The organism is Bradyrhizobium guangzhouense (assembly GCF_004114955.1).
Lineage (GTDB): Bacteria > Pseudomonadota > Alphaproteobacteria > Rhizobiales > Xanthobacteraceae > Bradyrhizobium > Bradyrhizobium guangzhouense.
On sequence record NZ_CP030053.1, the window covers coordinates 6,626,325 to 6,643,430 of the forward strand.

Annotated in this window: 20 protein-coding genes; 10 read left to right on the forward strand and 10 right to left on the reverse strand. The window is 62.9% G+C overall.

What is annotated here, in order from left to right:
- The first annotated feature begins 75 nt into the window (after positions 1 to 75).
- The gene (locus tag XH91_RS31605; protein WP_128954229.1) at positions 76 to 1,227 is read left to right on the forward strand and encodes an ABC transporter substrate-binding protein; all 1,152 of its coding nucleotides are present in this window, start codon (positions 76 to 78) and stop codon (positions 1,225 to 1,227) included.
- 74 nt (positions 1,228 to 1,301) lie between these two features.
- Here XH91_RS31605 and XH91_RS31610 read toward each other — a convergent pair whose 3' ends face one another.
- On the reverse strand, positions 1,302 to 2,030 hold the full coding sequence (locus XH91_RS31610) for a glutathione S-transferase family protein (RefSeq protein ID WP_128954230.1): 729 nt from the start codon (positions 2,028 to 2,030) through the stop codon (positions 1,302 to 1,304).
- Positions 2,031 to 2,068: 38 nt separating this feature from the next.
- Complete coding sequence (locus XH91_RS31615; RefSeq protein ID WP_128954231.1) at positions 2,069 to 2,332, reverse strand: hypothetical protein; 264 nt, start codon at positions 2,330 to 2,332, stop codon at positions 2,069 to 2,071.
- Positions 2,333 to 2,445: 113 nt separating this feature from the next.
- Here XH91_RS31615 and XH91_RS31620 point away from each other — a divergent pair, with 113 nt between their 5' ends.
- Together XH91_RS31620 and XH91_RS31625 are read left to right on the forward strand one after the other, a co-directional pair.
- Complete coding sequence (locus XH91_RS31620) at positions 2,446 to 3,144, forward strand: helix-turn-helix transcriptional regulator (RefSeq protein WP_128954232.1); 699 nt, start codon at positions 2,446 to 2,448, stop codon at positions 3,142 to 3,144.
- Positions 3,145 to 3,149: 5 nt separating this feature from the next.
- Positions 3,150 to 3,464 carry a YkgJ family cysteine cluster protein gene (locus XH91_RS31625; RefSeq protein ID WP_245470667.1) on the forward strand — a complete coding sequence of 105 codons (315 nt, stop codon included), beginning with the start codon at positions 3,150 to 3,152 and terminating at the stop codon, positions 3,462 to 3,464.
- Here the strand turns inward: XH91_RS31625 and XH91_RS31630 are convergent.
- On the reverse strand, positions 3,461 to 3,859 hold the full coding sequence (locus XH91_RS31630) for a hypothetical protein (protein WP_128954234.1): 399 nt from the start codon (positions 3,857 to 3,859) through the stop codon (positions 3,461 to 3,463). The two genes, XH91_RS31625 and XH91_RS31630, sit on opposite strands and share 4 nt — an antisense overlap.
- A gap of 211 nt (positions 3,860 to 4,070) precedes the next feature.
- The gene (locus XH91_RS31635; protein WP_057746865.1) at positions 4,071 to 4,418 is read right to left on the reverse strand and encodes a DUF3307 domain-containing protein; all 348 of its coding nucleotides are present in this window, start codon (positions 4,416 to 4,418) and stop codon (positions 4,071 to 4,073) included.
- Positions 4,419 to 4,817: 399 nt separating this feature from the next.
- Here XH91_RS31635 and XH91_RS31640 point away from each other — a divergent pair, with 399 nt between their 5' ends.
- The 4 genes from XH91_RS31640 to XH91_RS31655 all read left to right on the forward strand — a co-directional run bounded on the left by XH91_RS31640 (position 4,818) and on the right by XH91_RS31655 (position 8,647).
- Positions 4,818 to 6,266: a TAXI family TRAP transporter solute-binding subunit gene (locus XH91_RS31640; protein ID WP_128954235.1), complete on the forward strand. Its 1,449-nt coding sequence runs from the start codon at positions 4,818 to 4,820 to the stop codon at positions 6,264 to 6,266.
- A 119-nt stretch (positions 6,267 to 6,385) separates the two neighbouring features.
- Positions 6,386 to 6,604, forward strand: a complete 219-nt coding sequence (locus tag XH91_RS31645; protein WP_128954236.1) for a hypothetical protein — start codon at positions 6,386 to 6,388, stop codon at positions 6,602 to 6,604.
- A 136-nt stretch (positions 6,605 to 6,740) separates the two neighbouring features.
- On the forward strand, positions 6,741 to 7,850 hold the full coding sequence (locus XH91_RS31650; RefSeq protein WP_128954237.1) for a cyclic nucleotide-gated ion channel: 1,110 nt from the start codon (positions 6,741 to 6,743) through the stop codon (positions 7,848 to 7,850).
- An 11-nt stretch (positions 7,851 to 7,861) separates the two neighbouring features.
- Positions 7,862 to 8,647 carry an enoyl-CoA hydratase/isomerase family protein gene (locus XH91_RS31655; protein WP_128954238.1) on the forward strand — a complete coding sequence of 262 codons (786 nt, stop codon included), beginning with the start codon at positions 7,862 to 7,864 and terminating at the stop codon, positions 8,645 to 8,647.
- A gap of 3 nt (positions 8,648 to 8,650) precedes the next feature.
- Here XH91_RS31655 and XH91_RS31660 read toward each other — a convergent pair whose 3' ends face one another.
- Positions 8,651 to 9,106: a DUF6157 family protein gene (locus tag XH91_RS31660; RefSeq protein WP_128954239.1), complete on the reverse strand. Its 456-nt coding sequence runs from the start codon at positions 9,104 to 9,106 to the stop codon at positions 8,651 to 8,653.
- Positions 9,103 to 9,747 (reverse strand): glutathione S-transferase family protein, encoded by a 645-nt coding sequence (locus tag XH91_RS31665; RefSeq protein WP_128954240.1) that lies wholly within the window; start codon positions 9,745 to 9,747, stop codon positions 9,103 to 9,105. Before XH91_RS31665 ends, XH91_RS31660 begins: the two co-directional genes overlap by 4 nt.
- Before the next feature lie 90 nt (positions 9,748 to 9,837).
- On the opposite strand from XH91_RS31665, the gene XH91_RS31670 reads away from it, so the two are divergent.
- On the forward strand, positions 9,838 to 10,818 hold the full coding sequence (locus XH91_RS31670) for a helix-turn-helix transcriptional regulator (RefSeq protein WP_128954241.1): 981 nt from the start codon (positions 9,838 to 9,840) through the stop codon (positions 10,816 to 10,818).
- Positions 10,819 to 10,955: 137 nt separating this feature from the next.
- Complete coding sequence (locus XH91_RS31675; RefSeq protein ID WP_128954242.1) at positions 10,956 to 11,189, forward strand: hypothetical protein; 234 nt, start codon at positions 10,956 to 10,958, stop codon at positions 11,187 to 11,189.
- Between the two features lie 56 nt (positions 11,190 to 11,245).
- Here XH91_RS31675 and XH91_RS31680 read toward each other — a convergent pair whose 3' ends face one another.
- The 4 genes from XH91_RS31680 to XH91_RS31695 all read right to left on the reverse strand — a co-directional run bounded on the left by XH91_RS31680 (position 11,246) and on the right by XH91_RS31695 (position 15,728).
- The gene (locus XH91_RS31680; RefSeq protein ID WP_128954243.1) at positions 11,246 to 12,478 is read right to left on the reverse strand and encodes an EAL domain-containing response regulator; all 1,233 of its coding nucleotides are present in this window, start codon (positions 12,476 to 12,478) and stop codon (positions 11,246 to 11,248) included.
- 289 nt (positions 12,479 to 12,767) lie between these two features.
- Positions 12,768 to 13,736, reverse strand: coding sequence for a fatty acid desaturase (locus XH91_RS31685; RefSeq protein WP_128954244.1), 969 nt, complete (start codon positions 13,734 to 13,736; stop codon positions 12,768 to 12,770).
- A 15-nt stretch (positions 13,737 to 13,751) separates the two neighbouring features.
- Positions 13,752 to 14,771 carry an alpha/beta fold hydrolase gene (locus tag XH91_RS31690; protein WP_128954245.1) on the reverse strand — a complete coding sequence of 340 codons (1,020 nt, stop codon included), beginning with the start codon at positions 14,769 to 14,771 and terminating at the stop codon, positions 13,752 to 13,754.
- Positions 14,772 to 14,924: 153 nt separating this feature from the next.
- On the reverse strand, positions 14,925 to 15,728 hold the full coding sequence (locus tag XH91_RS31695; RefSeq protein ID WP_128954246.1) for an MBL fold metallo-hydrolase: 804 nt from the start codon (positions 15,726 to 15,728) through the stop codon (positions 14,925 to 14,927).
- A gap of 179 nt (positions 15,729 to 15,907) precedes the next feature.
- Between XH91_RS31695 and XH91_RS31700 the strand changes: the two genes are divergently transcribed.
- Positions 15,908 to 17,101: an MFS transporter gene (locus tag XH91_RS31700; RefSeq protein WP_128954247.1), complete on the forward strand. Its 1,194-nt coding sequence runs from the start codon at positions 15,908 to 15,910 to the stop codon at positions 17,099 to 17,101.
- Positions 17,102 to 17,106: the final 5 nt, after the last annotated feature.

Sequence of the window (17,106 nt, forward strand, 5' to 3'; positions counted from 1 at the left end):
GCCGCATCGCCAAAAGACGGGGCTGAATTCATCCCCGATTTCTGCTTTCAAAGAAAAACGTCAAGGGAGGAATTGATGAAACGCTTTTACCTGACTGCCGCCATCGCGGCAGCAACGCTGGCGCTGCCGGCTTTGCCCGCGCTCGCCCAGACCAACGAAATCACCATCGGCATCAGCGTGACCACCACCGGTCCCGGCGCCGCCCTCGGCATTCCCGAGCGCAACGCGCTGGAATTCGTACCCAAGGAGATCGGCGGCGTGCCGCTGAAGGTGATCGTGCTCGACGACGGCGGCGACCCGACCACCGCGACCACCAACGCGCGTCGCTTTGTCACCGAGTCCAAGGCCGACATCATCATGGGCTCCTCGATCACTCCGTCGTCGATCGCGATCTCCAACGTGGCGAACGAAGCCGGCATTCCGCATTTTGGTCTCGCGCCGTTCCCGATCACGCCCGAGCGCGCCAAATGGTCGGTGTCGATGCCGCAGCCGATCCCGATCATGGGCAAGGTGATCTACCAGCACATGAAGGCCCACAACGTGAAGACGGTCGGCTATATCGGTTACTCCGATTCCTATGGCGACCTGTGGTTCAACGACTTCAAGGCCCAAGGCATTCCGATGGGCATGACCATGGTCGACGAAGAGCGCTTCGCCCGTCCCGACACATCGGTGACCGGACAGGTGCTGAAGCTCGTCGCGGCTAACCCTGATGCCATCCTGGTCGGCGCCTCGGGCACGGCCGCGGCACTGCCGCAGACCGAGCTGCGCGAGCGCGGCTATCAGGGCCTGATCTACCAGACCCATGGTGCGGCCAGCATGGACTTCATCCGCATCGCGGGTAAGGCCGCCGAGGGCGTGCTGATGGCGTCTGGTCCGGTGATGGACCCGGAAGACCAGCCCGACAGCGCCCTCACCAAGAAGCCCGGACTGGCGCTCAACGCCGCTTATGAAGGCAAATACGGCCCGAACAGCCGCAGCCAGTTCGCAGGCCATTCCTACGACGCTTTCGAGGTGCTGAAGCGCGTCATCCCGACCGCGCTGAAGACTGCCAAGCCCGGCACGCCGGAATTCCGCGAGGCCATCCGCCAAGCCTGGCTGACCGAAAGGGACATCGCGGCAAGCCAGGGCGTCTATAACTTTACCGAGAAGGATCGCTATGGCCTCGACGACCGCTCGCGCATCCTGCTCACGGTCAAGGACGGCAAATACACGCTCGTGAAGTAAGCAGCGCCGATCTCCGATACGACGAGAGCCGGCCCATCGGGCCGGCTCTTTTCTTTGCGTCCAGCACGCTTGCGTCAGGCGGCCTGGCGCTGCGGCATCCAGGCGAACTCCGGATAGTAAGTATCCATCATCCGGTCCACATAGGCGGTAAGGTTCGGAAATCCTTCGGCGCGGTCGCGCAGGCTGGACTCGAAGAACGGCGTCAAGATGCCAGCGAGCGCGCCGAACGCGGTCGCATCGACACCGCTGGGCTTGTTGCCCATCAGATAGGATTTGTCGCCAAGCTGCACCGACAGTGCGAACAGCGAACGCACCGCGAGATCGACATCGTCGTCAGGTCCGTGGCGACCAAGACCGGACAGCAGGTAGTTCTCGGCGACGCGGAACTGCGCATCCTCTCGCAGTTTCTCGCGATTGTGCTCCGGCGCACCGTCGAAAAAATGCGCGGGCCCCTTGGCAAAATTGACCGGATCGACCCAGCGTGCGCCGATCAGCGCCCAGTAGACGTGATGCTCGATCATGCGCTCGAACGCCCAGGCCTGCGCGCGCTCCGCCAAGGAGAGGCCTGCGTCGAAGTCAAAACCGTAACGGCGCTCGATATGAGCGCGGATGAAGGTCGAATCGGCTACAGCCTCGCCGCCATCGTCGATAAAAGGCAGCTGCCCCTTGGGGGACGCCGGCGGCATGGCTCGCTCTTTCCGGTAGGGCAGTCCGGCCATCTTGAGCTGCACCTCGGTCTTTGTGACGAACGGGCTGATTTCCGGGAGGCCGAAACCGGTGCCAAAGCCGTAAAGCGTGATCATGCGAGCTCTCCTGAACCTGCCGAAAGAGTTGACGGAACTTAGTGCCGGGCTGCTGCCACCATGGTGGCAGCAGCCGTGATATCTTCTGCGAAACGGGCCCCCCGCCAGGCGCGGCCCATCACGTGGCTGACCAACGCGTCCGCAGCCTGGACCAGCGAACGTGCCACCACGGTTGCGATCGCGAGGCGGAGGTCGACGGCAGTGAGTTCGAGCCACGTGAAGCGGCCGAAGACCCTGGCATGCAACGAGGCCTGCGCTCGCCACAGCGGACCAGCCAGGCCAAGATGGAGTGGAGTGATCATGGACAAACCCTCTTCAGTCGATGTGTCGTCCCGGTATAGAACTCCCCTGCTGCCAACATCCTGTCAGCAGCCGCGCGCCGATTTCTGATCCGCCGTTCGATGAGAGAATTGTCATGAGACGCGCCGACCGGCTGTTTCAGATCATCCAGGTGCTGAGGCGCACCCGTAAGCCGCTGACGGCGGACGCGATTGCGGCTGAGCTCGAGACCTCGAAGCGCACCATCTATCGCGACATCGCAACGCTGATGGGCCAACGCGTGCCGATCCGCGGCGAAGCCGGCATGGGCTACATCCTGGAAAAAGGATTCGACCTGCCACCTCTCATGCTGACACCCGACGAGATCGAGGCGGCGGTGCTGGGCGCGCAATGGGTCGCAGGCCACGCCGATTCCGCGCTGGCACGCGCGGCCGAAGATTTGATGGCCAAGATCGCCGACACCGTGCCTGAGCGGCTTCGCCCCTTCGTGCTGGAGCCGGCGAGCCGGGCGCGGCCAAGCTGGAACAGGGAGCCTGATCGTCTGGACATGGCGCGCACGCGCACGCAAATCCACGAAGGCAAGAAGATCATGCTGCGCTACCGCGACGAGCAGGGTCGTCCCAGCGAGCGCATGATCTGGCCGATCTCGGTCGGCTATCTCGAAGCCGTTCGCCTGCTCGCAGCCTGGTGCGAGCTGCGCAGCGACTTCCGCAGCTTCCGCACCGACCGCGTCGTGGAGGCGACCTATCTCGACGAACGATATCCTGAAAGACGCGACGTGCTGCGCGCGAAATGGCGGCAGAGCCTGGTCTGGGGCCCGCCGAAAGACACATGACGCCGATGGAAGAGATCGATCAGTCGAGCTGCTGCCAGAGCTGCGGCGCCTGCTGCGGCTATTCGCAGAACTGGCCGCGCTTCTCGATCGAGAGCGACGAGGAACTTGCGTTGATTCCTTCGGGCCTCGTCAACGAGCGCCAGTCCGGCATGCGCTGCGAAGGCGATCGGTGTTCGGCGTTGCAGGGAAACATCGGCAAGGCGACCAAGTGCGGCATCTATGCGGTGCGGCCGGAGGTGTGCCGCACCTGCATGCCTGGCGACGCCGAATGCGCGATGGCGCGACGGAAATTCGGGCTGCCTCCGATAGAGACCGCTTAAGCGGGAACGGCTTCGCTGATCTCGTCGTCGATTTCATCGTCCAGCGGTGCGAGCACCGAGAGCGGCTTGGTCGACAGCGTGATCGGCTTGCGGCCCCCCGACAGCGACGGAGACGATTTGGCCGAGCCTTCGCGCGACAGCGCATAGAGCGTCGAGCCGACACGGCCACCGTTCTCGATCAGGTCGCGCTCGCTGCAACTGCTCGCGATCGCGACGGCCAGCGAGTGCAGATGGCTGCGGCGATAGCAAAACAGCGCCAGCCTGGCGCGGACGTCAGGGGAAACACTCTCAACCAACCTCGGCAGGCCGCTTTCATTGGCGCGGTACATCTCGCCAAGAAGCTCGTCGCGAACCGGGCAGAAATCGCTTTCAAAAGCGTCGCGGCTTGAAAACATTGCAGTTCTCCCTCGTGTCAGGAAGATGCCGCGCAATTCTCTAATGAAAGGTTAACCACCCTGGGCGGTAGTCACCCGGTGTCCTTGCTCTTATGCCGCGAATCAGAGCGCGCCACCCCTACCGGGTTGAGAACGGGGTCGACGGCGGGCGTTGCGGCCGTCCGTCAAGATCCCCGCCAATGGCGGGCACCTCGGGATGGAGCTCTCAGCCTCAATTCGCCGCCATGAAAATGGAGAGGCCGAACCCGGTCAGGTGGTGCAGCGCCTGGTCGACACCAATCAGGGTCCAGAACCAGGGGTGCTCCTGATTGACGCCGAAATTGGCCGAGACAAATCCCTTGGCGCGATCGATCGTGATGTGAATGACGAAGTCGATCAGCGCCACGAACCAGAATTTCGGCGCCACGATCAGGATCAGCGGCAGCGCAACCGCAAAGTGAATCAGGCAATGCACCAGAAGCGGCAGAGCCCAACCGTGCTTCTGGTCCTTGCCATGGGCCATCCAGGCCGTTTGCAGGACGAAATCGGCGATGATGTGCTTGAAGGTCAGAAGCAACATCCAGCCAATGAGCGCTTCAACCGGAACCGCCGATGACAGAGGTGGAAACGACAAAGCTGACGCCCTCGTTGACTCGAAAGGAAAAAATGGAGCGTTCAGCGCAACTTCTTCTTGGACCCGTCGAACCATCGGGACCGGTGATTTATGACATTTCCCGCGCCGGAATGCAGCCAGGGGGAACCGGAAAATCGTCAAGTGTGGCTAAACGGTGATAGGATGTTCAACCACAAGGGTTGGCCCGAGTAAGGTTACCTCCGGCGCAGAATTTGCTTTCCGGAACTGGAGCGCTATCATCCTGCGGTAGAGGATTATCGATCTTTTTTAAACGCTTACGAAATTTTCTCGCGGGCCGCCGGCGATGGCCGTGCCGCCCGCCATTCAATAAGGCCAGGTGCTGCCATGAGTGCTGAAGGCCCGACCTCGTCGACCGAGCCCCCGCCGCCGCGGCGTCCCAAAGTGATCAAGACCAATCAGCAGCAAGTGTTCTTGTATGTCGTGCTGACCCTGCTGCTGTCGCTGGCGACTGTCTGGGCGGGCCGCACCTGGGTGCACAATTCGGAGACGCTGACTTTTGCTGTTGGCAGCCCCAACGGCGACGAGGCCCTGTTCGCGAACAAGCTCGCCACGCTGCTGAAGAACAACGGCTCACGTTTCCGGATCAAGATCGTCAACAACCCTGACAACGCCAAGGCGATCGCGCAATTCGATCACAGGCAGGCCGATCTCGCCATCCTGCGCACCGACGCCAAGGTGCCGGTGCGCGCACGCGCGCTGGCGCTGTTGGAGCACGATTTCGTGCTTCTGCTTGGTCCCGGCAACAAGAAGATCAAGTCGCTGGCCGAGCTGAAGAAGAAGAAGGTCGCGGTTTTCGCCGACAGCGAGTCCTCGCTCGTCTTCGTCCGCAGCCTCCTCGATATCGCCCCCGACAGCCCCGACGCCGCCAAGATCCAGATGGCACCGCAGGGCACGACCCTGGACAAGCTGTTCGCGCCGGCCAGCGGCTTCAGCGCGGTGATCGCCATCGTCCACGCCTCCAGGGCGGTGCGCGACAAGGCCTACGAGCAGGTCGCCAAGCGTGGCGGCTTCACGCTGAATGCGATCGATGAGGCCAAGGCGCTGGCGCTCAAATTCCCCGGTATTTCCGACGAGACCCTGACGGCCGGCACGCTGTCTGCGTCGCCCGAGATTCCCGACGACGATCTCGACACGATCGGACTCGAATGGCTCCTGGTCGCGCAATCCAAGATGTCGGGGACCACCGCCGGCGACATTGCGCGCATTGTCTACGAGAACAAATCCGCGCTTGGGCTCGACAACGGCTTTGCGACCCACATTGAGCCGGCTTCCGTCGAGAAGGACGCCTACGTGATGGCGCATCAGGGAGCGGCCGACTACATCAACGACGACACCAAGTCGTTCATGGATAAATACAGCGACATGATGTATCTGGGCGCTGCCGCGCTCAGCGTCATCGGCTCGATCTTCGCCGCGATCTACGCCAAGATCACCCGCATCGCGCCGGAAAAGGCGAGCGAGCTCTCCACCGCCATCCTCTGCATCGGCGAGCGCATCGAGCACGCCCATTCGCTGGATCAGCTCGAATGCCTCCAGGACGAGCTTGAGAGCATCTTGCGCGGCGCGGTGATCGGCTTGCGCGACGGCACGATCAGTACCGACGGGCTCGATACCTTCAAGCTCGGTTACGAATTTGTCCGCGACGAGATCGGCATGCGCCGCGACTACCTCAAGCGCCACGCCAACGAGCTCGAGAAGGGCACCCGTCAGGCCCTCCCTCCCCCGCATGACGACACCAATGTCGTGGCGGTGAAGACAGCTCAGAGTGCCTGACCTATCGAACCGCGCCCGGGGCTCCCGAAGGCCGGGTTTTCTGACAAATCGCGGCCGGTCTCCGGCGGAACCGTGTCCCGAAGCAACCGTTGGTTAGGGGCACAACCGGAGAACGCACCATGCGTATGCTCCTTCTCGTCGTCTTGCTGGGGATGCTGGTCGCGGTTGGTTATTTCGCCTATTCGGCCATGTCAGTCGGAGGCGACCCGATCCCGACGGAAGGCTATGTGGCACTGGCGCTCGGAGCGGGGTTTTCCGTGGTCGTCGGCATCGGCTTGATGATGCTGCTGTTCTTAAGTAGCCGCCGCGGCTATGACGAGCCACCACATTTCAAGTGACCGCCTGATCTGCCCAGATTAGCCACCCTCGTCGAAGGCTGGCGCCTGTCGTTGACGGCCCCCGTGCGGACGGGCACTTTGGCGCCGAAGTCCCAACCCGGGGACCGCAAGAGCCAAGACCGAGCCGCCATCCCGCATGTCGAAGCCGATGTTTCCCGCCCTGGCCCAGTTCGTGGCCGCGACCGCCGGCCGCAACATGACCAAGGCGGCCTATGTGGCCGTGACCGTCGGCGTGCTCAGCATGGTGCTGCTGACGCTCGACCCGGCCTATGACACGGCACATCGCTGGGTCGATTTTCTGCTGTGGACCAGCCTCGTCTATTTCGTGTTCGAATGGCTGGTCCGGCTGCGCCATATGGCGCGGCAGGGGCGGCTGGGACTGTATATGTCCTCCTCCGCCGGGCTGGTCGACACCGTCGGGGCGCTGGCCGTGCCGGTCGCGCTCGTCCTCGGCGCCGAGCCCAAGACGGCCTGGTTGCTGAGCGTGCTGTGGGTATTGAAGGTCGTGCCTGGCATTCCCGGCCTGCGCCAGCTCCGCCGCGTGCTCGTGCTGGAATCGGGGCCGTTGCTCAGCGTGCTCGTGATTTTCCTGATGGTGGTCTTTCTCGCCTCCGTCGCCGAGTACTTCCTGGAGCGGGACGTGCAGCCGCAAACATTCGGCAGCGTCCCCGCCGCACTGTGGTGGGCGGTCGTCACACTGACCACGACAGGCTATGGCGACGTCGTGCCAGTCACGCCGCTCGGCCGCATGGTGGCGGCGCTGGTCATGATCTCGGGCCTCGGCGTGTTTGGCCTCTGGACCGGTATCCTGGCGACGGGGTTCGCAGCGGAGACGCGGCGCGATAATTTCCTCAAGACCTGGGAATCCGTCAGCAAGGTGCCGTTCTTCGCGGCGCTGGGCCCGGCGGCCATCGCCGACGTCACCCACATGCTGCGCACCATGGAGCTGCCGGCGCGCACCATGATCATCCGCAAGGGTGCGCAGGGCGACTGCATGTATTTCATCGCTGCCGGCGAGGTCGAGGTCGACCTGCCCGGCAAGAAGGTCCAGCTCGGGGAAGGCGCCTTCTTCGGCGAGATGGCGCTGCTCGGCAACAACATGCGCGGCGCCAATGTGTCGACCACGAAAGTGTCGCGACTCCTCGTGCTCGACCTCGTCGACTTCCGCGTCCTGATGGCACGGCACCCCGATCTCGCCGAAACCATCGACGCCGAAGCCAAACGGCGCACGCTGGAAAACAGGTAGTGGAGACAAGAATGTCGGAGACAGCCGACGCGGCCTCTGGCCCCGTGCTCGAAATCGACGGCGGCCGCGCGACCATCCGCCTCAACCGGCCCAAGCATCTCAACCGGCTTCAAGCCGAAGACCTTGGCGAGCTCGTCCGGGTGTTCGACCGGATCGAGGCCGATCCTGATATCCGCGTCCTGGTGCTGACCGGCACGGGACGAGCGTTCTCGGCCGGTTACGATCTCAACTCGGTCGCCGAGCGGGCGGTGAGTGCCAATGAGCAGCAGAGCGCGGGCTCGGCCTTCGAGGTCGTCGTCAACCGGCTCGAGGATCTCGGCGTGCCGACGATCTGCCGGCTCAATGGCGGTGTCTATGGCGGCTCGACCGACCTCGCGCTCGCCTGTGATTTTCGTATCGGCGTCGACACTGCCGAGATGTTCATGCCGGCGGCCCGGCTCGGGCTGCATTATTACAGGAGCGGCATCAAGCGCTACGTGACCCGGCTCGGCGTCGACAACGCGAAAAGGCTATTCCTCACGGCGCAGAAGATCAGCGCGCCGGAAATGCTGCGGATCGGCTACCTCACCGCCATGGTGGCGGTCGAGTTTTTGGACGAGGAAGTCGACAAGCTCGCCAACATCCTCGCCGGCAACGCGCCGAACGCGATGCGCGGCATGAAGCGCGCCATCAACGAATTCGCCCGCGGTGAGCTGGATGAGCGAGCGGCCGACCAGCGGCACCGCGACAGCATGCGGGGTGACGAGATCAAGGAAGGTATCAAGGCGTTCGCAGAGAAGCGGGCGCCGAGGTTTTGAGGGTCACTTCCGCTTCGACCGCATCGCGCGCGTTTGTACGAGCTTTGAATCGTGCGACAGCGCTTGATAGCGTTCGCCGTCGACAGCGTAGATCGCGATACGGCCTTCCCTGTCGGCATGCACGCCCCAGCCGTAGCGCTTGCCGAGGCCCGAGGCCCGCATGCAGGCCTGCCCCCGCGAGAAGAAGGCAGCGCGGGCGGCGTTCCGTTCCGACTTGGACGCCTTGGCTCCAAGCCCGCGCCCTTGCGCCGAGGTCGCAAAGATCACGTCGTCGGACGTGTACTTGTAAGGCGCGTTCGCGATCATCGCATATTGCAGTCCGGCCACCGTCGGCCGTCCCGCTCGCATCGGCGGCTCCTCACCCGAGCGCGCCGGACAATCCTCAGCAACCCGAATGAACGTGTCGACACAATTCGTCGTATGGATCGGCTTGGTCACGTGAACTTCGAGCCTCTTCATGCTCCCGCAGCCGCGGCATGCTGCACGGCCATCTCATCGTCCGCCGCACTGATGCGCTGGAACGCCGGTCGCAACGTAATGCGCTCGGAATAACGGACGAAGACGTCCTTTTTCGGCACGATGCCGAACATCATGGTCCAGCTGAATGCAACACCCCACAGAATATCGGCGGCAGTCATCCGCTCGCCAAGAAGATAAGGGCCGCCCGCGAGTTGTGCCTCGAGGGCACCCAGCATGGTGTCGTAATCGGCATAGGGCGACTGCGTGATCGGCGCCGGGTCGCGTTGCATAAACTTGTCGATCAAGGCGGGCTCAAAGGAAGAGCCGTAATAGGCGATCCAGCGCAGGTAAGGACCGCGCAGCGGGTCATTGGGCGCGGGCGCGAGGCCGGCCTGAGGAAAAAGGTCTGCAAGATAGATATAGATCGCGACTTGCTCGGTCACGAGCGCCTCGCCGTGCTTGACAGCCGGCACCTTCCCGAGCGGATTGATGGCGAGGTAGGGAGGCCTTCGCTGCTCGCCCGCCTTCATGTTGAGGACGTGGAGATCGTAGGGCGCCCCCAGTTCCTCCAGCAGCACGCGTGTGCCGGTGGCCCGGCTCTGCGGCGCATAATACAGCGTGATGCGGTTCGGATCGGTCATGGCGGGGCCTCTCGTCTAGCCGGCTAGCGATGGAGCCAATCTTTAAACGACGATACCTGACATCTAGTGTCAGGTATGGTTTAAGGGGCCATGCGCGCGAGCCGAATGTTGTCGATCCTCACCACTCTTCAGGCCAAGGGACAGGTCACTGCGCCCGAACTGGCGGAGGCCTGCGAGGTCTCGGTGCGCACAATCTACCGCGACATCGACGCGCTCGCGGCGTCCGGTGTCCCTGTTTATGCCGACCGCGGTGCGGAGGGTGGTTACCGCTTGCTCGATGGTTATCGCGTGCGCTTGAATGGGCTGTCTCAAAGCGAAGCGGGTGCGCTTTTCCTCGCAGGGCTCCCGGGGCCGGCCGCGGCGCTGGGGCTGGATGCTGCGATGATCGCCGCACAGAATAAGCTGATGGCGGCGCTGCCGGCGAATTTGCGCGAAGACGCCGGCCGGATGCAGGAGCGTTTTCATCTGGACGCGCCGGGCTGGTTTGGCGAAACGGAGGAGCCAAAGCATCTGCGCACCATCGCTGGCGCCGCGTTGCGCGGGACATTGATCAAGATTCGCTACCAGAGCTGGCGTGCGGAGAAGCAGCGTCACGTCGCTCCACTCGGCCTCGTGCTCAAGGGCGGCAGTTGGTATCTCGCAGGCCAGGTCGACGGCAGCGTGCGCACCTATCGCATCGCACGCGTGCTTGACTGCAGGGCGCTCGACGACCGCTTCGATCGCCCCGCCGATTTCGACCTCGCAGCTTACTGGCGAGACGCGACGTTGCGGTTAGAGGCCGAGATGCACCCGAACGTCGCGGTCGTGCGGCTCTCGCCATTCGGCGTAAAGCTGCTCGACGCGCTGAGCCAACCCTACGTCAGGGCGCGCACGCAGATTGAAGAAGTCGCTGACGCGGACGGTTGGCGCATCGCCAGAGTCCCGACGGGCAAGACATCATGGCATGCTGCGGCGGAATTGCTGCGGCTCGGTGCCGAAGCCGAAGTGTTGGAGCCCGCCGATCTCCGCGAGAAGATGGCCGAGATGACGCAGGTGATGGCGGCGCGCTATAGCGCGGCGCGCAAAGCCTGACGGCGTCGCATTTCGCCGCGACTGACGAAGCAGTTCTGAAACACGATTCTCACCTCGCCGTGTGAACGCAATCGCACTTCGGCTCGACCGAGAAGCAGGGACACAACACCGGCCTCGCGCCACACTGGAGAATGAGAATGTTTCGTAAGCTTGCACTTGGTCTGATCGCCGCCGGCTCGCTCGGCGCTGCCGCTCTTGCGCCCACCGCTGCTTCGGCCCACGGCTTCCACCACTACTGGGGTCCCGGTTGGGGATTCGGCGGCATCTACGTCAACACCGGCGTCAGCAACTGCTATCAGGAGCGCGTGGTCCAGACCCGCCACGGCGCACGCGTCCGCGTCGTGAATGTCTGCGGCTACGGAATCTACTGAGAACGACTGCTTCGATTGGCGTAACCCCGGCTGCTTCGCGGCCGGGGTTCGTCGTCTCAGCTCGCAAGCGCCGTCTGCGATGGGGAGGAGGCCAGTTCGGCCGCGCTGGCATTGCGCTGCGATATCCATCGCTCCGCGCGCGAACGTCGGAGGGACGGTGCAAAGAAGAAGCCCTGGGCAACATCGCAGCCGATGCGGCGTATGATCTCGAGCGCTTCGGGACTTTCTACTCCTTCGGCCACGACCTTCATGTTGAACGCCTTTGCCAGCGCCACCGACGCGTCGACGATCTTCATCATGTCCTCGTCGGATTCACAGCCTTTGATGAACGACTGATCGATCTTGAGCTCGCTGAAGGGCAGCCGCGCCAGCGCCGCAAGCGACGAATACCCGGTGCCGAAATCATCGATGGCCGTGCCGATCTTCTTGATCCGTAACCGTACCAGGATGTCGTTGGCGCGATCGACGTCGGCCATCGCAATTGTCTCGGTGATCTCCACCGTCAGCGCAGACGGAGGGATGTTCTCGCGGCGCAGGGTCTCCTCGATCCGCTCGGGCAGCGTCAGATCCGACATCAGCGAGCCCGAGATGTTGACGGCGATGGTGAAGCCCGGATTGCGCTCGATCAGCTTGCGGCCCTGCGACATCGCCGATGAAAGGATGCAGTCGGTCAGTTCGCTCATGAGACCGCCTTCCTCGGCAATCGGAATGAAAACCAGCGGCGACACCATGCCGAATTCAGCGCTGCGCCAGCGCGCCAGCGCCTCGGCGCCGATGACCCTCCCGGTCTGCAGTGCGATTTTCGGCTGGAACTCGACGAAAAACTCGCCGGCGGCGAGGCCATGCGCGATGCCGGCCGGCGTGACCGGGAGCAACGGCGAAGCCGATGTTGCAGCCCGGGGCGAGCGCTGCGGCAATTCGAGCGCGCTGCGCAGACGATTGAGATCGAGCGGCTTGGTCAGGCAGCCGCCGACCAACAGCTTCAGACCGTTTGCGACCCGGCGGGTCGCCTTCATGATACGATCATCGCAACCGCTGATGATCACGATCGACATCGCTTTGAGGTTTCGCTCGGCGACGAAGCGCAGCAGCTCCACCCCGTCCCGCTCTCCGAGTGACAGGTCGAGCGCCATGGTCTGGAAGGTTTCTCGGGCCAGGAGTTCGGTTGCAGCCTCGAAGGACGGCGCGACAACGGTGTCGTAGCCGAGCTTCGCACCGATCTTACTGATCAGAACCCGTTGCACCAGATCGTCGTCAACCACCAGAAGACGGCTTCTCGTCGCGCTCATTGCCCATCGCTCCAAACATCGAATGTTTTGATGGACGCAACGCTAGGACAGCGGGCTCACCCGGCCGTGAATACAAAACTGCTAAAACTTTCTCGATCCGGAAGGACTCGTTAGCCATGTTTTATCGGCCAACAGACCATTGATTTCATTTTGTATTCTTGCTTCGCCCGACAGGGATTGGCCGCGTGGTACTGGAGTGATCCTTGCCATCGCTACGTGCGATGAACACGCAGTAAAGCCCCCTATCGAAAGCCGGCAAACGCCCCACAGGCTTCGAAAAAGCCACTCCTCATGCAGCTTTCGCGGGGCCACCCTCCAGCTGCCGACGAAACCAGGCCCAGGTCTCGCGCGTCGTTTGAATATAACCGCGGCCGCGATAGACGATCTCGTCGTCGACGATGCCGTTCAGTTTGGGTAGGGCGTGAAACGGGATCGAGGGGTAGGCGTGGTGTTCGACATGGTAGGGCATGTTCCACGCAATCCATTTGACAATCGCGGCGGTGTAGGTGGTGCGGGTGTTCTGGAAGGCGCTGCGGGTACGCTCGCAGCCTGTGTGCTCGGCCAGGAGATAGGGCCGCAGGAAGAATTGCCCGATGATCAGCGGGACGATCCAGACCTCGAGCAGCAGGGTCGAGGAGAACCACAGTGAGAGCGCGAACAGCAGCACATAGACGAGGGCATAGACGCGTGCTTCGGTCACGATGATGGCGCGCTTGTTCTCGGGGATCCAGGGCACCGTGACCTTGCCGGTGACGGCATGGCCGAGCATGAGACGGAGGCGGCCCGCAACCTGGAGCAGACCGCTATAGGCAAGCGCGATCTGGGTCTCGGATTTCGGCTTCACGCCGACGATCAGCTCCGGATCCTTCTCGGGATCCTGAGTGTAGCGATGATGGTCCCAATGGAACAGGCAATAATATTCGTAAGGCTGCCCGATGATGAAGGCCGATAGATAGCCGACCGCGAGGTTGAGACCGCGGCTCCTAAACGCGGTCTTGTGTGCGGTCTCGTGCAACGCCATGAACAGGAAGGCGACGAGATAGCCCTGTATCGCCATCAGCGGCAACGCCCAAAGCACGCCATGGCTCGAGCTCACCTTCCAGATCAACGACCCAATCAGTACGACCATTGCGTAGTGGCAGAGGCTGCGCAGCGCGCCCTTGAGATCGGAGCGAACCGACAGTTCGCGCAGCATCGCCGGTGTCAACGGCTTCAAGCGGTGGCCGGGTTCTGGAGCGGAAACGGTCGCATCAGTCATGATCAGGGACCTGCATTACTTATTTAGAAGTTCTGCGATCTCGGCCTTGAGGAAGGCCCGGTCGCTCGGATTGTTGACGGGATTGCCGGCGCGGTGGCCGTGCAACGACGGGATCGGATGCAGCACCGCGGATTTTGCATTGATCAGCTTGCCGAGCTCGTCCTCATTGTCGCGCGCATCGAAGTAGCGATCGGTTGCGCCCGGCATCAGCAGCATATGGGCCTTGATCGCCGCCATCGCGCGATCGAGATCGCCGCCGAAGGCTGCGCAGCGGCTGATGTCGCCGCGCTGCCAAATTCCGATCTGCGCCAGCAGATCGTTGGCGTCGCGCCGCGCGAACACGGCGTCCCATGCGCGGACGAGATAGTCTTCCAACGAAGTGAAGCCCGCCTCACGCCAGAGCTCGTCGCGATAAAAGCCGTGCGACATCGCCCAGCCGGCGTAAACGCGACCCATGGCACGATAGCCGGCAATGGGCTTCTCGACGAAACGGCCGTCGCGAAAGGCAGGGTCGCCTGATAGTGCAGCCTTGACGGCTTCCAGAAACACGTAGTTGTACGGCGCGCATCGGCCGCTGCCGCAGACGACCGCAGCTCGCTCGACCATATCGGGGTGAAGCGCGGCCCAGTGGTATGCTTGCATGCCACCCATCGACCAACCGTAAACCAGGGCGAGCTTTGTGATGCCGAAACATTCGGTCAGCAGGCGATGCTGGACCGCAATGGCGTCGTGATAGGTGAGCTGCGGGAATGGCCAGTTGCCCGAGTTTGATGGCGAGGTCGACAGGCCGTTGCCGAATAGATTCGGAATGATGATGAAATAGCTGTTGGGATCGAGCACGCCGTCGGGCCCGATCAGCCACTCGGTGTCGTAATGTTGCGCGCTGAACGAGGTCGGATAGAGAACGACATTGTCCTTGGCCGCGCTGAGCCGACCGTAGGTCTTGTAGGCGAGCTTGAGCGAGGGAAACACCGTGCCGGACTGAAGCACGAAATTGCCGGCCTCAAAGATCTCGTAGTCGCGCTGCCCGGTCATGCGTCTGACTCCCGCTCACACGGCCACAAAACGCGGCCGCCGAAGCAACGATGCATTGATCGTGCCGGACCAGCAAACGCATCGTTGCGTCGCGCCTAATATCTGTACTTATAGTACAGATATTAGCGAAAAGCAACGGCCATCCCGACCGGCTCAGGCGATGGCGGCGATGTATCGCTCGACCGATGCCGCGAAAGCGGCCTTCGCACCGCTGGCGATGTTGCGGCCCCACCAGGCGCCATAAATGCGGTCGAAGGCGAGAGGCTCGACCGCAGCCGCAATCCGCCGCACCGCGGCGGCGTTGAGCGGCATGTAGTTCGGATAGGAGTACATGAAGCTGACGAAGCGGCGATCCATCGTAACCTGCGCAATGTCGCCGGTCAGCAGCACGCCCTTGCCGTCGGCACCAGCCGCATCGTGCAACATGGTCGCGCCGGCGAAATGGCCGCCGGCCCGCAACAGCAGCACATCGTCAGAGATGCGATGCTGATCGCCGCTCCAGTGCACGATGGCTTGATGCGGACGCGTTACCCATTGGCGGTCGTCGGCGTGCAGATAGACCGGCACCCCGCCGAACGCTTCGCTCCAGTCCGCGAGCGCTCCATAGTAATGCGGATGCGAGATCGCGATCGCTGTCAGGCCGCCGATCGATTTGACATGAGCGATCGCCTCCACCGTTGCCAGCGGAATGCAGTCCCACATCACGTAGCCCTCGCCATCGGGGACCAGCAGCGCGCGCTGAGCGATCGCAAAGCCGGGCTCGAGCGCGATGCCGGTGAGGCCGAGATCGTCGCGCCAGACGAGGCGGTGACGCTCTGTCAGCGCATCTCGCGTGAGGAAAGCCTGGCCTTTCCAGTTCACATATTGTCGCTCATCTTCGCAAATCGGGCAGAATGCCGGTGGCTTTCCGGCGTCCGGAAATTGTGCGCCGCAGGTTTCGCAGGTCCAGAGGGGCATAGCGTGATCCAGAACGAGAGGGGACGCCGATGAGGTGACGTCGCGCCCCTCCAATTGCAAGTCTGGAGGAACCAAACGCTGACAGCACATGTTACTTTTCGGACCGCTCCGGCACGCGGCCGGCCATTTCCACCTGCACGAGACTTCATGCGATCGGCAGCATCACGTTCAGCGTTTCGATGACATCGCGCCCGTCCCGCATCTGGCCCCTGTTTGCCGTCAATTTCTTCATGGCCGACATGCAGTCCGGCATCGGGCCGTTCGTCGGCGTCTTCCTGCAGGAGCGCGGATGGGCCACCGGCTTGATCGGCACGGCGCTGACGATCGGCAATGTCGCGGGCATGTTGGTGACGACGCCGATCGGTGGCTTCATCGATTCCAGCCGCAACAAGCGGCTGTGGGTGGTCATTCCCGGAATCTTTGTCGTCCTCGCCTCCGCCATCATCCTGATCTCGCAGAATTTCTGGGCGGTGACGTTTTCGCAAGTCGCGCAATCGCTGGCGAGCGCTGCAATCGTCCCGGCGGTGACCGGCATCACGCTCGGCATCGCCAAGCAAAAGGGCTTCAATGCGCTGAACGGACGCAACCAGGCCTTCAACCACGCCGGCAACATGGTCGGTGCGGCGCTGTCGGGCTATCTCGGTTACGTCTTCGGCTATGTCGCGGTGTTCGTGCTCGCGGCCGTGTTCGGTGCCATCGCAATCGCCTGCGTGCTGATGATCCCGGCAAAGGCGATCGACGACCGTCAAGCCCGCGGCGGCAAGGAGGACGAGAGCAAGAACCCGCCGGATGCCATGTCCGTCCTCCTCAAGCACAAGCCACTCCTGGTTCTGGCGCTTGCGCTTGCCATCTTCCATCTCGGCAATGCAGCCATCGTCCCGCTCTATGGCCTCGCGGCGGTGGCGCAAGAACAGGCCAACGGCCCGAGCTTCGTTGCGACCACCGTCGTCGTTGCGCAGGGCGTCATGGCGGTGACGTCGCTGGTTGCCATGCAGGTCGCGGGAAGGCGCAACTACTGGCCGGTAATCCTGGTCTCCTTCATGTTCTTACCCGTACGCGGCGTGCTTGCGTTCTTCGTGACGGGATGGTGGGGCGTGGTCCCAATGCAGGTATTGGACGGGATCGGCACCGGATTACAGACGGTCGCCGTCCCCGGCATGGTCGCGCGCTCGCTGGACGGCACCGGCCGCATCAATCTTGGCCAGGGTGCCGTCATCACCGTGCAAGGCGTTGGCGCGAGCTTGAGCCCTGCGCTCGGCGGCTGGATTGCACAATGGATCGGCTACGGCCCGACGTTTTTGCTGCTTGGGAGCTTTGGCCTTGCCTCGACAGCCCTGTGGCTGGCGTTCGGCGCGCACGTGAAAAAGTATTGAGGCAA